The organism is Pontibacter chinhatensis (genome assembly GCF_900113285.1).
In the GTDB taxonomy this organism is placed as follows: Bacteria; Bacteroidota; Bacteroidia; order Cytophagales; family Hymenobacteraceae; genus Pontibacter; species Pontibacter chinhatensis.
In genome coordinates this window covers 398,656-414,060 of sequence record NZ_FOOT01000001.1, presented here as the reverse complement: position 1 = coordinate 414,060, position 15,405 = coordinate 398,656, and the positions used below count along the sequence as shown (strand labels likewise).

Genomic DNA, 15,405 nt, shown 5'->3' with positions numbered 1-15,405 from the left:
TAACGTTTGAAAAAATGAAGAATAAGATGATACTCCTGGCGAGCCGTCCGCAGGGCACGCCAACACCTGATAATTTTAAATTCGAAGAAAGGGAGGTGCCAGCATTGCAGGAGGGGCAGGTTTTATTAAAGTCTTTGTACGTTTCCGTAGATCCCTATATGCGTGGTCGCATGAGCGATGCGGATTCGTATGTGGCCCCTTACAAGGTGGGTGAGCCTATTTCAGGTGGCATTGTGGCAGAGGTGGTGGAGAGCAAATCTGGGCAGTTTCCCAAAGGGACTGTGGTACTGGGCAACCTTCCGTGGCAGCAGTATATTGTCCAACATGGTAACGGCCTTGGGAAGATTAATTCGGACATAGCGCCGCTTAGCTACCACCTGGGGATATTGGGTATGCCAGGACTTACGGCATATTTTGGGCTGCTTCGCATTTGTGAGCCTAAAGCCGGAGAGACGGTCGTTGTATCCGGTGCCGCGGGTGCGGTGGGCACGGTGGTAGGGCAAATAGCCAAGCTAAAAGGGTGTCGCGTGGTGGGCATTGCAGGCTCGGACGATAAAACCAGTTACCTGAAGCAGGAACTGGGCTTTGATGAAACCATCAACTACAAAACGGCTACAGACATGAAGGCGGCCATGAAAGAGGCGTGTCCGGACGGGGTGGATGTATATTTTGATAATGTGGGAGGCGAGATATCTGACGCAGTATACCTCAACTTGAATGAATTTTCCCGTATTGCCATCTGCGGGCAAATTGCCTATTACAACAGCACTTCCGTTCCAACTGGTATGCGGGTGGAGCCTATCCTGTTAAAGAGAAAAGCCATGATGAAAGGATTTATTGTAAGTGACTACGCCGCTGATTTTGAGTCCGCAGCCGAAGATTTGGCAAAATGGGTGCAGGAGGGAAAGCTACAGTATCTGGAAACCATCACGGAGGGTTTTGATAACATTCCAACGGCATTTTTAGGACTGTTTAGCGGTCAGAACACCGGCAAGCAACTTGTAAAGGTTCCAGATCAGGAAGGATAAGCAGAGCCAGGTGAACTAGCAGCCTCTTTGGTTCTTGAGGAGTCTGATGAACATCAGTTGGTTGATTACCAGATAAGTATAAATAAAGAAGAATGAATAATTTCACGTTTTATAACCCGGTTAAGATACTTTTTGGCAAAGGTCAAATTAGCAACATTACAAAAGAGATACCGGCCGGTGCCCGTGTCATGGTAACGTATGGCGGAGGAAGCATCAAAAAGAATGGCGTGTATGACCAGGTGATGGCGGCACTGCAAGGTTTTGAGGTAAGTGAATTTGGGGGAATTGAGCCGAATCCGCACTACGAGACCCTGATGAAAGCCGTAGAATTGGCCAAAGAGAAGCAGGTAAGCTTTTTCCTGGCCGTGGGCGGCGGTTCTGTTATCGACGGTACCAAGTTTATCGTGGCTGCCATGGAGTACGAGGGAGAGGATCCCTGGAATATCTTGGCCAAACGGGAGCCAGTTACCAGGGCAACTCCTTTCGGCACGGTGCTTACTTTGCCGGCTACCGGCTCCGAGATGAACTCGGGCGCTGTGGTTACCCGCGTCTCCACCCGAGAGAAGTTCTCCTTCGGCAGCCCGTTCACGTTTCCTAAATTCTCGGTGCTGGATCCGGAGACTACGTTTACACTTCCTGCCAGGCAAATCAGCAACGGGGTGGTCGATGCTTTCTCGCATGTGCTGGAGCAGTACCTGACCTACCCTGTGAATGCGCCCTTACAGGACAGGATGGCAGAAGCTATACTTTTAACACTGAAAGAAGAAGGCCCTAAGGCGGTGCAAAACCCGCAGGACTATGATACCATGGCTAACTTTATGTGGGCCGCTACCATGGCGCTGAACGGAGTTATCCGGGTAGGGGTGCCTACGGATTGGGCCACCCACTACATTAGCCACGAACTCACCGCCCTGCACGGCATCGACCATGCACGCACCCTGGCCATCGTGTTTCCGGCCCTGCTGCGCTACAAGAGCGAAACCAAAAAGGAAAAGCTGCTGCAGTATGGCGAGCGGGTATGGGGCGTTGCCTCTGGCTCAGAAAATGAGCGCCTGGAAGCAACCATACAGGCCACTGTTGATTTCTTCGAATCGTTGGGAATTAAAACGCGCTTGTCGGATTACGAGGTTGGCCGTGACACCATCGACACCATCATCCGCAGGTTTGAGGAGCGTGGTGTGAAGGATTTGGGGGAGCGCGCGGACATTCAGATTCAGGATGTGAAGGAGATTCTGACCCTTAGCCTGTAAGAACTTTAAAGTATAAGACAAACGCCGTTGCAAAAAGCTTGCAGCGGCGTTTTTTTTGATAGCATATGGTTAAGTAATGATTGGAATAAGTATAACAGAGCAGCAGTCAAAACAGGTAGCAAACCATAAACCTGGCGCAGTTGTTTCTCTTTACTTTGTGCCGTCAAGTATTCCGCTAAAGATAATATGGACGAGGCCTTCGAACACCTCGCCGGGGGCTTTGGGCAGCTCCTGCATCAGCTTCTGGGGCACCTGCTCTGTAAAATCGGGATTCAGAATGGTTTCCAGGGCGCTGGCATAAAGCAGCACAGCCATGGTGCGGTTCACATGTTCACGAATATAGCCTTTTCGGTAGCCTTCGTCCAGCAGCGTGTTGAAGCGCAGAAAAGCAGCCTCAGTTTTATGTTTCTGCAGATGCTGCCAGGCGGAAGGGGCGTGTCTTTTGATGTCCAGCACAAATTCCGGGTTAATGTAATGGAGCTTAGTGCCTACAAAGCTGAAGATACGGCCGGCTTTCTCCGGAAAAGGCAGGTTATCATCTGTCAGCATGCGTTCCACCTCCCGCTGAATCTCCTGCCCGTACTGGCGGATAATCACGTTCAGCAATTCCTCCTTGCCCGAGAAATACTGGTACAAGGTCTTCTTGCTCATCCCGAGGTGCTTGGCCAGGTCAGACATCAATACCTTGCTGTAACCCTGCGTAAAGAACATATCCTTGGCTGCCTCGATAATCCTGGCGCGGGGGGTGTCCGTTGTTTCCATCAGATAAGAGTTGAATGTATACTTTATTGGCAGCACCCGGAAAGGGCACTAACAACAAATATATGGATTTGCACAGAACCTGAAGGAAATATTACCCGGTGCAAGGCAGTAAAGTGAAAGAGGCATCTGGTAAAGTATAGCTTTTCAAGTATATTTAGGAATAAGATACTGCCCTATGCCTCACAAACTTAAGCTGCTATTTCTCTGCTGGCTCGCCTTTGCAGGCTCTGCTGTGGCCCAAAGCAGGCTGGCCAAAAGCCTCCAGCGGAGCCCCTATACTTATGTTTACCGTCTGTCAGCTGATGAGGTGAAACGGTTCTACCAGAAAGGTGCGGGTGTGGTGGATGAAAAATTCTTTCATACTTTATATGATTCCTATGCCGCCTATACAGCCTACTCAAAGCAGCTTCCGCACGGACACTACCTTTTTGCCTACGCCTCCGGCCCCGACCTGGCGTATGAGCTGAAAAGTATAAATCCTTACACGGTAAAGCTCCTGCCAAACGAACAGGACCTAGTGGTGCTGCTGCACGATTCGCTGGGGCAGGTGCTAACAGGTGCTCAGGTGAAGGTGGGTGGCAGAAAAGTCCCTTTCGATGCTGCCACACAGACCTACCGGCTTCCAAAGTATAAAAAGAATGGACTGCTGGAAGTTCAGTATGGTGGGTTTGTTGGTTACGAGTATGTGACAAACACGGGCAAAGGCTCGTTTTCTTTCAGGCGATTGCCTTATACCCGGCCGGTTTACTATCTCTGGAAGCCAGTGCAGGATGTCGTTCATAGTATAAAGTATCAACCAAGTGGCTGGGTTAGAAGTGTGGCGTCTGTTTTTGATGACTACTACAGGAACTACAACAATGAAAAGTATACCGGTTATGTAGCTACTAACAAACCCAAATACCAGCCCGGCGACACAGTTAAGTTTAAAGCCCTTATTTTAAAGAAAAATGGCCGACCCTACCGGCGTAATGCCTGGCTACAACTCAACACAGCGGGAAAGTATAAGCAAATACAGCCCTTAACTCCTTACCGCCCCGGGGCCTTTAGCGGAGAGTTGGTCCTGCACGACAGCCTGAACCTGCCACTCGATCAGCACCATGCGCTGTATTTCATGGAGCCAAAGAAGTATAGCGATGTACTGCTTTCGCAACGCTTCCGCTACGAGGATTATGAACTGAACGACACCGAGTACACCATCCGCCTGGCACACGCCACGCATTACCTGGGCCAGGAAAACAAACTTCACCTGCGCGGCACCGACGCCAATGGGCTGAACCTGCTGGATGCCCGGGTGGAGGTACTTATACTTAGCGGAGAGGTACAACAGGTAGAGCGACCGCAGGTTTTTGTACCAGATACCCTCTGGGTACACCAGCAGGAACTAGAGCCCTCCGGAGAGACAACAGTAGCGCTGCCCAACCACATCTTCCCGGAGGCAGCCATGGGATACCGGGTGGTGGCCAGCTTCCTTAACAGCAGCAATGAACGCGTGACGAAGGAGGTAGAGGGCCAGTACCGGCACCGGCAGGGCAGGCTTTCACTGGAGCTGCTGCAGGATAGCGTGCGCCTTAGCTACCTGGAAGGAGACACACTGCTCCCGCAACCCAATGCCATACTTTCAGCTTATGCCGCAGACGGGAAACGATTAGAGGACGTGACGCTTGATCTGCCCGCCAAGGTAGCGCTGAATCCCTACGTGCGCAAGTATGAGCTAAGGTGGCAGGATCAGGTGGAGCGCCTGGAGTTGCAGCACCGGGACGATTTGCTGGCGGTGCAGGCCAACCGGAATACAGACAGCCTTTTTGTAGCGTTCCAGAACCCACGTAGACTGCCTTATTGGTACTTTGTGTACCGGCAGAACAAGTTAGTAGCCAGCGGACAGGCACAGGACCGTGCGCAACTTATCAACCTACCTGTCACCGGTGATGCGCCATACTTTGTGTCGGTGCATTATGTATGGGCCGGAGAGGTGATGGACCAGGAAGACACAGCGCCATACCTGCAGCGCCGGTTCCACCTGGATTTGGAGGCGCCGCAGGTAGTCTACCCAGGCCAGCAAGTGGGTATGGTCGTGTCTGTAGCAGACGCCACCGGCAAGCCCGTGCCGGACGTTGACCTGACCGCCTACGCCACCAGTTCGAAATTCAAAGAAAGTACAGCGCCCAACGTCCACAGCTTTGACCGGTACAAGGGCAGAAAAAGGCTGGCGCGGCTTAAACTTACCGAGCTTCAAACTGAAAGCAGCACTCCGCTGGACTGGCAGCGCTGGAACAAGCAGATGGGGCTCGACAGCCTGGCCTTTTACTATTTCCTGTACCCGGAGACAGGCTTGTTCCAGGAGTACGCGCTTAGCCATGACAGCCTCACCCAGTTTGCCCCATTTGTGGTAGACTCCGGGAGGGTGCAGCCAGTGCACGTTATCTTTGTGGATGAGGTGCCGGTGTATTTCTCGGGTACAGATGAGGTGCCGAATTATGCGTTTCCCGCTGACTCAGGGTATCATACCATCAAGCTTCGCACCGCGCAGCAGCTCATCACCTTGGACAAAGTATACCTCAGGCCGTACCACAAGCTCACCCTAAGTATTGACCCTACTAAAGTATGGGGTGTAGCCACACCGCGGCCCCAGTTGATGCAGGGGCAGGAGCGAAATAACCTGAACCGGTACCTCTTCAGCATAAACCGGAACTTCAACAAGGATGTCGCTTACCTGAAACAGGGCAGCCGGGTACAGGTACTGCCGCACTACAGCTGGGAGAACCGCAGGGGACAGTGGTATGGCGGCCAGAACCAGGGGCGTATCTTAGCAGGTCCATTCCTGCCTGATACGGTGCTGTTTAACCGCCTGGGCGGCTTTACCACCAGTTTTATAGCTGAGCCTGACTACCAACTCACCTTTGAGCACGGACTGCTTAAAATGCGGGAGTCTGTAGTGCTGCCTGAGAAAGTATGGCTACTAAACAAACGCCTGACGACAAGCGAAATCCCGCTTTTTGATCAGGCCCATACGGAGAAGGCGCTGCAGCAACAGTATGAAGCGCAGCTACAGCAGTATTATCTCAGCCGCATTTATACTAAAAATGACTTTCACCATCCTGATGAAAAACATGGTCTTATTCGCTGGAGCATGGACACAGCGCTGCGCGTGCACCCAACGCAATTGATACTATACCGCCCTGCTGAAAGTATGGATAGCGCCAGGTGCTACAGCGGCTTGACGCAGCAACTGAACAAGCTGCCAGCAGGAGAGCATGAGCTGATAGTATTATTAGAGAGCGGAAGCTATGTGCGCAGGCCGGTAGAGGTAAAACCAAACGGACAAACTGTCCTGCACCTAAGTATACAGGAGGTAAGGGCAGCGGACAAGTATAGCCAACTGGCTGAGCAAGAACTGCAGCGGCGCCTGCAGCGTGAGCGGTTATTACACCCGAACCCACTCCCAGAGCAAGCCACGGTAACAGCTCCGGCTACCAGGGTATACTTTCAAGGGGATTATACCCATATTGTTTACGGACGCGTGACAGATAAAGAAGGAAATGCGCTTCCCGGTGCGGCCGTGACTGTGAAGGGGACACAAGTGGGGACAAACACAGATGTGAATGGGAGTTATACTTTGTCTGTTCCTGCGGATGGCATCCTGGTGGTGCGGTTTATCGGCTATACTTCGCAGGAACTGCCCATACTCGGCAACAACCGAATGGACGTGGAGCTGGAGGAGGACGTACAGCAGTTACAGGAAGTAGTGGCTTTCGGTATTGCAACATCCAATGCAGGAAAGTATACAGCTCCGTTGCTAGATGCGGATGTTTCCAGTAAACTTTATGGAAGTGTAGCCGGCGTTCAGATTAACGGCGCAAACCTACAGGTAAGAGGCATCTCTTCTGTGGAGGGCACAGAGCCGTTACTCTTAGTGGACGGGCTTCCTTTTAGCGGCAAGCAGTCGGATATCAACCCGGATGACATCCTCTCCATAAACGTGCTCCGCGGGGAGGAGGCCATGGCTTTGTATGGTAGTGCCGGTGCAGGAGGCGTGGTGGTTATCACGACCAGGAAAGGGAGCGAGCCTTCAATCCAGCAGGGCGGCAGTTCCGGTGGCATTCGGGGCAGCTTCTCCGATTACGCGTTCTGGCAGCCACGCCTCATCACCGATGCGCAAGGCAAGGCGGCTTTCAATGTTGTTTTTCCGGGTGATATGACGAGTTGGAACACTCATGTGCTGGCCATGGACTACAAGAAGCGTAGCGGCGTGCTGCGTCGTACTATCAGGTCTTTTAAAGCCGTGATGGGCACGCTCGACCTGCCACGTTTCCTGGTGGCAGGCGACAAGGCACAGGTTATCGGGAAAGCACTCAACTACCTTCCGGACACCACCCAAATCCACTCCCGCTTTGAGGTGGAAGGGCAACTGATGCGGGAGCAACAGATCAGCCTGAACCGCTCCACTACCGATTCAATCACCATAACGGCGCCGGCTTCGGGTCAGGATTCGGTGGAGGTGCTGTTTGCGATCCAACAGCCAAACGGATTTGAGGATGGCGAACGGCGCCACGTTAAAGTATACCCCAAAGGTGTGGCCGAGACTACAGGGCAGTTTTTCCAGCTTCACGGTGATACTACCCTAAACCTGGAGTTTGATCCGACTAAAGGTCCGGTGCGACTGCAGGTGCAGGGCGGACTGTTGCAGGTGATGCTTGATGAGATTGACCACCTGCACAAGTATGAATACTGGTGCAACGAGCAGGCTGCCTCCAAACTAAAGGCGCTCCTGTTAGAAAAGAACATCCGGAAATTGCTCGGAGAGGAGTTCAGGCATGAGCGCGACAACAAGAAACTTATCAAGCACCTGGAGAAAACGCAGCTCGAGAACGGGCAGTGGAGTTGGTGGGAACGGGGCCAACCTTATCTTTGGATTAGCCAGCACGTGAGCGAGGCAATAGTGCAGGCGAAAGCCGCCGGTTACACGGTTGCTTTCAAAGAGCAGGCTTTGGTAGATGACCTGGTATACCAACTGGAGAAAGCGGAGGAAAAGGGTAAAGTACGTGCCCTAGAAACACTTTATACTTTACAGGCCAAAGTTGACTACAGCAAGTATGTTGCGGAGTTGGAGAAGCAACCAGCTATTTCCCTGGAGGAGCAGTTGCGCCTCACCCTGCTGCGCCAGCAGCTTAACTTGCCCGTACAACTCGATACGCTGCAAAAGTATAAGCGCCATACCACCACGGGCAGTTTATACTGGGGTGAGCCAAAGTATACCTTGTTTGATAACAGTATCAGCCAGACCCTGTTGGCCTACCAAATCCTAAGCAAGGCCGGTGGCCACGAAAAAGAGCTGAAGCAGATACAGAGCTGGCTACTCAACGAACGGCGCAGCGGCCACTGGCGAAACACCTACGAGTCGGCCAGGGTACTGGAAACGCTCTTACCTGACTTGCTCAAAGATAGCCCTAAGCCGCAGCAAACCAGGATAGAGCTTGCCGGGGCGCTGCAGGCAAGTATAAACTCATTTCCCTTCGATACTACCTATGTTCCCACTTTGCCGCTCGAGGTGAAGAAGTCAGGTACCCAGCCTCTATACTTTACAGCTCACCAAACTAACTGGGTGCAGGAGCCAGGGCAGGTGCAAAAGGATTTCGTGGTGAAGACATACTTTAAGGGTATAGGCGACGAGGCTGTACTGGAGGCAGGCAAACCGGTAGAGCTGGTCGTGGAGCTGACAGCAAAAGCCGATGCGGACTTCGTGATGCTTGAAGTACCGGTGCCGGCTGGCTGCTCCTATGCAGACAAAGGGCGGCTTGGGAAGGGGGAGGTACACCGCGAGTACTTCCGCCACAAAACAGTTATCTTCAGCGATTCATTAAAGCAAGGGACCTATACTTACAGCATCATGCTGCAGCCCCGGTTCAGGGGCAAGTTTAGCCTGAACCCGGCAAAAGCCTCGTTAATGTACTTTCCGACTTTCTTAGGCCGCGAGAAGCAGAAGCAGGTAGAGATAAGGTAACGTTTTTGTGCAATTAGGAAACTTTTGTAACCCTGGAAAGCCTTATATAGCCATAACTAGTTAATTTATACGATATTATATTGTCAGTTTATGTAGATAAAGTTTTTTATATATAGTAATAATGTTATCTAATTCGATGTTATAATATCATAAAATTTATCTGGGTTGGGCTTGTATTTTAATAAACTGTCTTCTAAATTGCATCAAGCGCATTCGGCATAGGGGAGCCGGAACCATTAACACTACCGACGACAGTTAGTTAATCAAGTTTAAAACAGGGCTGAAACTGAAAAAGAGCTTATGAAATTCTTTTACACAGCAACAACATCAATCTAACTTTTAGCCAATGCTAGACATCATCAACCTAATTGCATTTTCCGGTATTTTTAATGTATTATTTTTTTGGTATGCTTCTACCAAAATGAGATCCAAGCCGGACCCGGTAAAAACCTTGATCGTTTCGTTCGTGTTCTCTATTCCGCTCAGCTTCCTGCTGATTGGGGTATACACCACCATGCTGATTTACGCGGCCAGAACCGGTGCCAGCGAAGACGCCATGTGGGAGTACATGGAGCAGGAAGAACTGCAATAGCCTGAATTTACTTTACTAGCATACTTCTGAAACAGCGATAGCCACCCTATGGAGGATGGCTATCGCTGTTTTTATACTTTCAAGGTTAGTGGCTTCCGGCGCTGCTGCCCATGTCGTTGCCGCCGTCCTGTATATCGGAGCTGCCACGGCTTCCACTCTTCTGAGACGGGGCACCGCCCACGTTGCCTTTCATCATGTCTTTGTTGTCGACGTTTTTACGCTGCCCGGTGGGGTTGATGTTCGGCACTTTATTGCCTTCGTTCATCGTCTTGTTTACGTCCTCTTTGTTAAGCTTGTCTTTCTTTCTATCGTTCGTATTCATCTTGTTTAATCAATTAAGGTTTTACAAAGTTTTAGTGCGGCCTTAGTACCGGTCCTCACGGTCCCCTTGCCCGCGCTCGGGGTGGCGACTGGTGTAGTTCCCGTGGTAACTGCGGCGATCACCGCTAAGCCGTCCGGTTAAAGGATTGTAATGTCTGTTCCAGTCCGGGTCGTAGTTACTGGAGCCGTCGTAACCATAGCTCAGCGAGCCCGCTTCGTTACCATAATTAGCCCCACCTCCCTGGCCATAGTTATCCGGGCCATAGTTCGCGTCAAAATTGCTCAGCACCCCTCTGCCGCGACTCTCGATGCGGTCATGCACGCTGCGGTGCTCCCGATGGGCATCGTTACCATACCCGCCGCTGGAAGAGCGTCGCTGCTCATCCCAGTTGCTGTTGTTGCTGCTGCGGTAGCGGCTGTCCTGCTCATCACGGTAGTAACGGCTGTCGGTGTTATAGTTATCATGGTCGTAGCCACGGTTGCGGTTGGTGTCCCGGCTAGGAGTGTTATAGTCCTGGTTGTAGTTGCGGTTATAATCCTGGTTGTAATTCCGGTTATAGTCATTCTCGCGGCGGCCCCTTTCACGGTCGCTTCCCCAGTCCCAGGTCGACACGTTGCGGTGGTCGCTGGTGTTATCCAGCCGGTAGGCGCCACGGTAGCTGTCTTCATCCGCGCGGCGGCGCTCGTCATCGCCACGTCGCTCATACCTGTCTCTGTCCCGGTTCCAATAGTTTGATTCCATAGTCATTCAAATTTGGTTTATGTACACTTTTTAACGGATGCCAGAGGCTTGGGTTTAACGCTTTCCTAACCTTGTGCCGCATGCCCGCCGTAGAACCAGGTAGTATTGTACCATCAATCTTTAAAGAAACAAGCTATGAGAGACGACAGAAGAGAGAACTTCAGAAGACAGGAAGAGTACCGCGAGGATCCGGACGCACAGTGGCTGCACACGCACCATCACGGGCAAAACTCCGATAGGGGAAACTACACCGTGGATACGCAATTTAACAGGGGCTACGGCACTAACCGGGCCAGCCAGTTCGGCGACAACACCAGCTTTAACAGCAACGAGGACCAGTGGCAGATGTACCGGCAGGGCCGCTTTCAGGCCGGAGGGGCGCAGTACAGCGGCCAGGACTATACGCGAGACAGCCGTAGCGACGACAACCCCTACGGTATGACCTACGTGCCAAGAGACGACCATAACTCCGGTCGCCACAACGAGCCGCAGGCCGATTACTCCGACCGCGACTACAGCGATCTCCGCCGCCAGGGCCAGACCGGCTACCGCTCAGGTATGGCTGATGAGCGCTTTGGGCATGATGTGCGCCGTGGCGACAACAGCGGCAGCTGGGCGCGCGGGCAGCGGGGAGATTATGAATCCTATCGCCGCTACGAGCAGGGCAACCCCAACTACGACAACGACTACAGCGGCGGCTTCAGCGGCCGTAACTATACACCGGGTACCGAGCACTATGGCGAGGGCAGCCACTACAGCCAGCAAGATAACCGGCAAGAGCGGGGAAGTAACAGTGACCGAGAGCGCTACATGCGCGATCGAGACCGGCGCTAATTCCTGAACAAAAGCATAACATGTATAACCAAAGCGGCACCGGCTCAAAAGGTGTCGCTTATACTTTAAGAAATATGAGAGACGATAGAGATATGCATTACGGCAACTTTAGTCGCCAGTACCACCAGGAGGGGTATGGAGACCAAGGCTATTGGCGCCGCCATGGCCGGGAGTACGCCCACTCAGGCGACACAGGGCATGAGCCGCGACGGCATTTCCGCCAACAGCACAGCCAGGAGTATGGCCGCAGGGGAGGGGAAGCCGGAACCCGCGAGGATTACTACAACGAGATGTACGACATTTCGAATTATACTGACATGCCGCGCTCAGCAGACTACGGCCTGCCCCGTGGCGCCGAAAACGACCTTGACATGGTAGAGCGCTTCCCGTACGCGGAAGGCCCCTACGGCGGGCAGCCGAGGCACTACCGCTACAACACCGGCTATAACCCCAACTACGACAATCCGGAGGAAGGGGACATGTACCGCGACTTCGACAGCCGCGGAAACCATGGCTACCGCCACGATGCCTCCTATGGCAACCAGGACGAGTTCCGGGAGTTTGGCAATGACCGTCACGGCCGGCACGACCAGTCAAATCAGGGCTACTATGGCTATTTTGGAGGGTATAACAGGTAAAACGTACATATTTTGCAACCTTACCGTATAAGGAGCTGTACATTGTATTAAATTTCCATCTGAGAAAAGGCCGCGGCAGGAGTCGCGGCTTTTTTTATGCGCTTTTCCTCCCCAAACCATACTTTCTTAAAGAATAGATTTATACTTTTTTAGCAACTAGCGGCGCAGCTCCTGCCTATAAAATCAGGTTTTTATACTTTGTAGATTTATAAAAAACAAAAAAAATCTTGCTCCTTATAACACCATGTCGTATGTTTACGTCATACTTCATAAAGCACATGACTTACACCAAAGCCACCGCGTTTAGCCCTGAGCAGCAGGAGGTAGCCCGCATTGCCAAGGTACTCTCGCACCCGGCGCGCATTGCCATTCTGCAGCACCTGGCCGAGGCCAAGACCTGTATCTCCGGCGATATTTCCAGCGCCCTGCCGCTGAGCCGCACCACCGTGTCGCAGCACCTGACTGAACTCAAAAATGCTGGATTGATAAAAGGAGAGATTGACGGCCTCACCGTCTGCTACTGCATCGACCAGGAAACATATGATAAGGCCAGGCAACTGCTGGAAGGTATGCTGGCAGCCATTAAAAGCAGCTGCTGCACCGATACCTGTTGTTAACATAACTATTCAACCGCTAAAAGTATAAACCGATGAATACACCCCTTTTTCCGCGCATGCACGTGAGCCTTTACGTGTCCGATATCCAGAAAATCACCCAGTTTTATACTTCCTTTTTCGGCCAGGAGCCTGTGAAGGTAAAGCCCAACTATGCCAAGTATGTGCTGGAGCAACCTTCGCTCATCATTTCTTTTGTGGAGAACCCGGAGCGCGTGCAGGCCCACTTCGGCCACATGGGTTTTCAGGTGGAGACAAAGCAGGAGCTGGAGCAGCGCCTGGAGGTAGCCAGGGCCAAAGGCCTGGTGATGAAGGAGGAAATCGGCACAGCCTGCTGCTACGCCGTGCAGGACAAGTTCTGGGTGGAGGACCCGGACGGAGTGCAGTGGGAGGTGTACTACTTCCACGAGGATGCCGAGTTTAACGACCCGCACTACGAAAGCGCCGACGCCAGCGCCTGCTGCATGCCGCCAGCCCAGGAGCAGAAGCCGAAAGTGCAGCTCACGGACATCAGCATCATGACAGATTTCGAGGGACAGGCCTGTACACCCGGCAGTGGCTGCTGCTAAGCAGAAAGTATAAAAAGCATCCGTAGGGAAAGTATAACTTGTTTTCCTGCTGATGCTTTTAGCCTTTCAGGTAAACCAACACTAACAGATGAAGATAGCTTTCTTTAGCGATATCCACGCCAACCTGCCTGCCCTGGAGGCGGTGCTGCAGGACCTGGAAAAGCAACAACCTGACATGGTATACTGCCTTGGCGACCTGGTTGGGTATAACGTATGGGCCAACGAGGTAGTCGAACTCATCCGAAGGCACCGTATCCCCACCATCGCCGGGAATTACGACGAGGGCGTGGGCCTCAACAGCGGTGATTGCGGCTGCGCCTACAAATCCGAGGAAGACAAAACCCGCGGCAGCCAGTCCATTACCTACACCAACCAAATTATCAGCCCTGAGAACCGTAAATACCTGCGCGAGCTGCCGCGCCACCTCCGGGTGGATTTTCAACCGAAGGAAGGAGAGAAGCTGCGGGTTTTGATGGTGCATGGCAGCCCGCGCAAGATTAACGAGTACCTGTTCGAGGACCGTCCGGAAAGCAGCCTGCTGCGCATCATGGAGGACGCCGGGGCCGACATCATGCTCTTTGGTCACACACATAAACCGTATCACCGAATTTTACCTTCGGATGGTAAGCATAAACACGCCATTAACCTGGGCTCGGTGGGCAAGCCCAAAGATGGAGACCCGCGTGCCTGCTACGTGCTGCTGGAACTGAACGAAAACAGCTCCGCTGCCGTGGCCGAAAGTATAAATGTGCAGTTTGTGCGCGTACCGTACGATGTGGAGCAGGCAGCAAGCGCGGTGGAGGAAAGCCCCTTGCCCAATGCGTTTGCGGACATGCTCCGAAAGGCGTATTAAAGTATAAATGATTGTTACTTATACTTCTTTACTTAAAGTATAACTCTCTATAAAATGACAATCTGTAACCCTACTTATAAACGGCAGCGCCTTTCCTTTCTGGACCGCTATCTGACCCTTTGGATTTTCCTGGCAATGGGCCTGGGCGTAGGGCTGGGGTATTTTGTACCCGGCATGGAGGGCTTCATCAATTCCTTCCAGCACGGTACTACCAACGTGCCCATCGCCCTGGGCCTCATTCTGATGATGTACCCGCCGCTGGCCAAAGTGCGCTACGAGCAACTGGGCAAAGTTTTCCGCAACTTCAGGGTGCTGTCGGTATCGCTGGTGCTCAACTGGGTGGTGGGGCCGGTGCTCATGTTCCTGCTGGCTATCCTCTTCCTTCGCGACTACCCCGAATACATGGCCGGTCTGATTCTGATAGGGCTGGCCCGCTGCATTGCCATGGTCATTGTCTGGAACGAGTTGGCCGAGGGAGACCGGGAGTACGCCGCCGGCCTGGTGGCATTCAACAGTATTTTCCAGGTGCTCTTCTACAGCCTCTTTGCCTATGTTTTCATCACGGTGCTGCCGCCTTACTTTGGCATCGAAGGGGAGGTGGTTAGCATTGGTATGGGTGAGGTGGCCGAAAGTGTGGCCATTTACCTGGGCATTCCGTTTGCCGCGGGGCTGATTTCTCGTCTTGTGCTGAAAAATTTAAAGGGCGAGGCGTGGTACCAGCAGAAATTCCTCCCTGCCATCAGCCCCATTACTTTGGTTGCGCTGCTCTTTACCATCGTGGTGATGTTCAGCCTGAAGGGCAACACCATTGTCAGCATTCCATTTGACGTGCTGCTGCTAGCCGTGCCACTGGTCATCTACTTTTCAGTGATGTTTCTCCTGAGTTTTTTTGCCGGCAAGCTGGTGGGTGCCGATTATGCCCAGAATGCAGCCATCTCGTTTACGGCAGCCGGAAACAACTTTGAGCTGGCCATTGCGGTGGCCATCGGCGTGTTCGGCATTCACTCGGGCCAAGCCTTTGTCGGGGTGGTGGGACCGCTGGTGGAGGTGCCGGTGCTTATACTTTTGGTAAACGTGGCCCAGTGGCTGCGAAAGCGATTTTACCCCGTTCCGGTGACCACGGAGAAAGTGCTGCGCTAAGCAAAATATAAACTTCAATGTGTACTTGTTGAAGCCCGCCGAAAGTATGGCGGGTTTTTTTACG

Annotated in this window: 13 protein-coding genes; 10 read left to right on the top strand and 3 right to left on the bottom strand. The window is 52.5% G+C overall.

The window, feature by feature from the left end; genetic code table 11:
* Positions 1–14 precede the first annotated feature (14 nt).
* Both BM040_RS01790 and BM040_RS01785 read left to right on the top strand, forming a co-directional pair.
* Positions 15–1,028, top strand: coding sequence for an NADP-dependent oxidoreductase (locus tag BM040_RS01790; RefSeq protein ID WP_092098425.1), 1,014 nt, complete (start codon positions 15–17; stop codon positions 1,026–1,028).
* A 92-nt stretch (positions 1,029–1,120) separates the two neighbouring features.
* Positions 1,121–2,278, top strand: coding sequence for an iron-containing alcohol dehydrogenase (locus tag BM040_RS01785; protein ID WP_092098423.1), 1,158 nt, complete (start codon positions 1,121–1,123; stop codon positions 2,276–2,278).
* Between the two features lie 150 nt (positions 2,279–2,428).
* On the opposite strand, the gene BM040_RS01780 is transcribed toward BM040_RS01785, so the two are convergent.
* Positions 2,429–3,040: a TetR/AcrR family transcriptional regulator gene (locus BM040_RS01780; protein WP_092098421.1), complete on the bottom strand. Its 612-nt coding sequence runs from the start codon at positions 3,038–3,040 to the stop codon at positions 2,429–2,431.
* Positions 3,041–3,215: 175 nt separating this feature from the next.
* Here BM040_RS01780 and BM040_RS01775 point away from each other — a divergent pair, with 175 nt between their 5' ends.
* Positions 3,216–9,038 carry a carboxypeptidase-like regulatory domain-containing protein gene (locus BM040_RS01775; RefSeq protein WP_092098419.1) on the top strand — a complete coding sequence of 1,941 codons (5,823 nt, stop codon included), beginning with the start codon at positions 3,216–3,218 and terminating at the stop codon, positions 9,036–9,038.
* A 421-nt stretch (positions 9,039–9,459) separates the two neighbouring features.
* Complete coding sequence (locus BM040_RS01770) at positions 9,460–9,630, top strand: hypothetical protein (protein WP_245756065.1); 171 nt, start codon at positions 9,460–9,462, stop codon at positions 9,628–9,630.
* An 85-nt stretch (positions 9,631–9,715) separates the two neighbouring features.
* On the opposite strand, the gene BM040_RS01765 is transcribed toward BM040_RS01770, so the two are convergent.
* Together BM040_RS01765 and BM040_RS01760 are read right to left on the bottom strand one after the other, a co-directional pair.
* The gene (locus BM040_RS01765) at positions 9,716–9,952 is read right to left on the bottom strand and encodes a hypothetical protein (RefSeq protein WP_092098415.1); all 237 of its coding nucleotides are present in this window, start codon (positions 9,950–9,952) and stop codon (positions 9,716–9,718) included.
* A gap of 42 nt (positions 9,953–9,994) precedes the next feature.
* Positions 9,995–10,693: a hypothetical protein gene (locus BM040_RS01760; RefSeq protein WP_092098413.1), complete on the bottom strand. Its 699-nt coding sequence runs from the start codon at positions 10,691–10,693 to the stop codon at positions 9,995–9,997.
* Positions 10,694–10,828: 135 nt separating this feature from the next.
* On the opposite strand from BM040_RS01760, the gene BM040_RS01755 reads away from it, so the two are divergent.
* The 6 genes from BM040_RS01755 (at position 10,829) to arsB (ending at position 15,341) form a co-directional block, all read left to right on the top strand.
* A complete protein-coding gene (locus BM040_RS01755; RefSeq protein ID WP_092098411.1) occupies positions 10,829–11,527 on the top strand; it encodes a hypothetical protein in 699 nt (232 codons plus the stop codon).
* Between the two features lie 74 nt (positions 11,528–11,601).
* Positions 11,602–12,165 (top strand): hypothetical protein, encoded by a 564-nt coding sequence (locus BM040_RS01750; protein WP_092098409.1) that lies wholly within the window; start codon positions 11,602–11,604, stop codon positions 12,163–12,165.
* A gap of 278 nt (positions 12,166–12,443) precedes the next feature.
* Positions 12,444–12,782 (top strand): ArsR/SmtB family transcription factor, encoded by a 339-nt coding sequence (locus BM040_RS01745; protein WP_175490944.1) that lies wholly within the window; start codon positions 12,444–12,446, stop codon positions 12,780–12,782.
* A 32-nt stretch (positions 12,783–12,814) separates the two neighbouring features.
* Positions 12,815–13,348, top strand: coding sequence for an ArsI/CadI family heavy metal resistance metalloenzyme (locus tag BM040_RS01740; protein WP_092098405.1), 534 nt, complete (start codon positions 12,815–12,817; stop codon positions 13,346–13,348).
* 88 nt (positions 13,349–13,436) lie between these two features.
* Complete coding sequence (locus BM040_RS01735; RefSeq protein ID WP_092098403.1) at positions 13,437–14,201, top strand: metallophosphoesterase family protein; 765 nt, start codon at positions 13,437–13,439, stop codon at positions 14,199–14,201.
* A 54-nt stretch (positions 14,202–14,255) separates the two neighbouring features.
* A complete protein-coding gene (arsB, locus tag BM040_RS01730; protein ID WP_092098401.1) occupies positions 14,256–15,341 on the top strand; it encodes an ACR3 family arsenite efflux transporter in 1,086 nt (361 codons plus the stop codon).
* Positions 15,342–15,405: the final 64 nt, after the last annotated feature.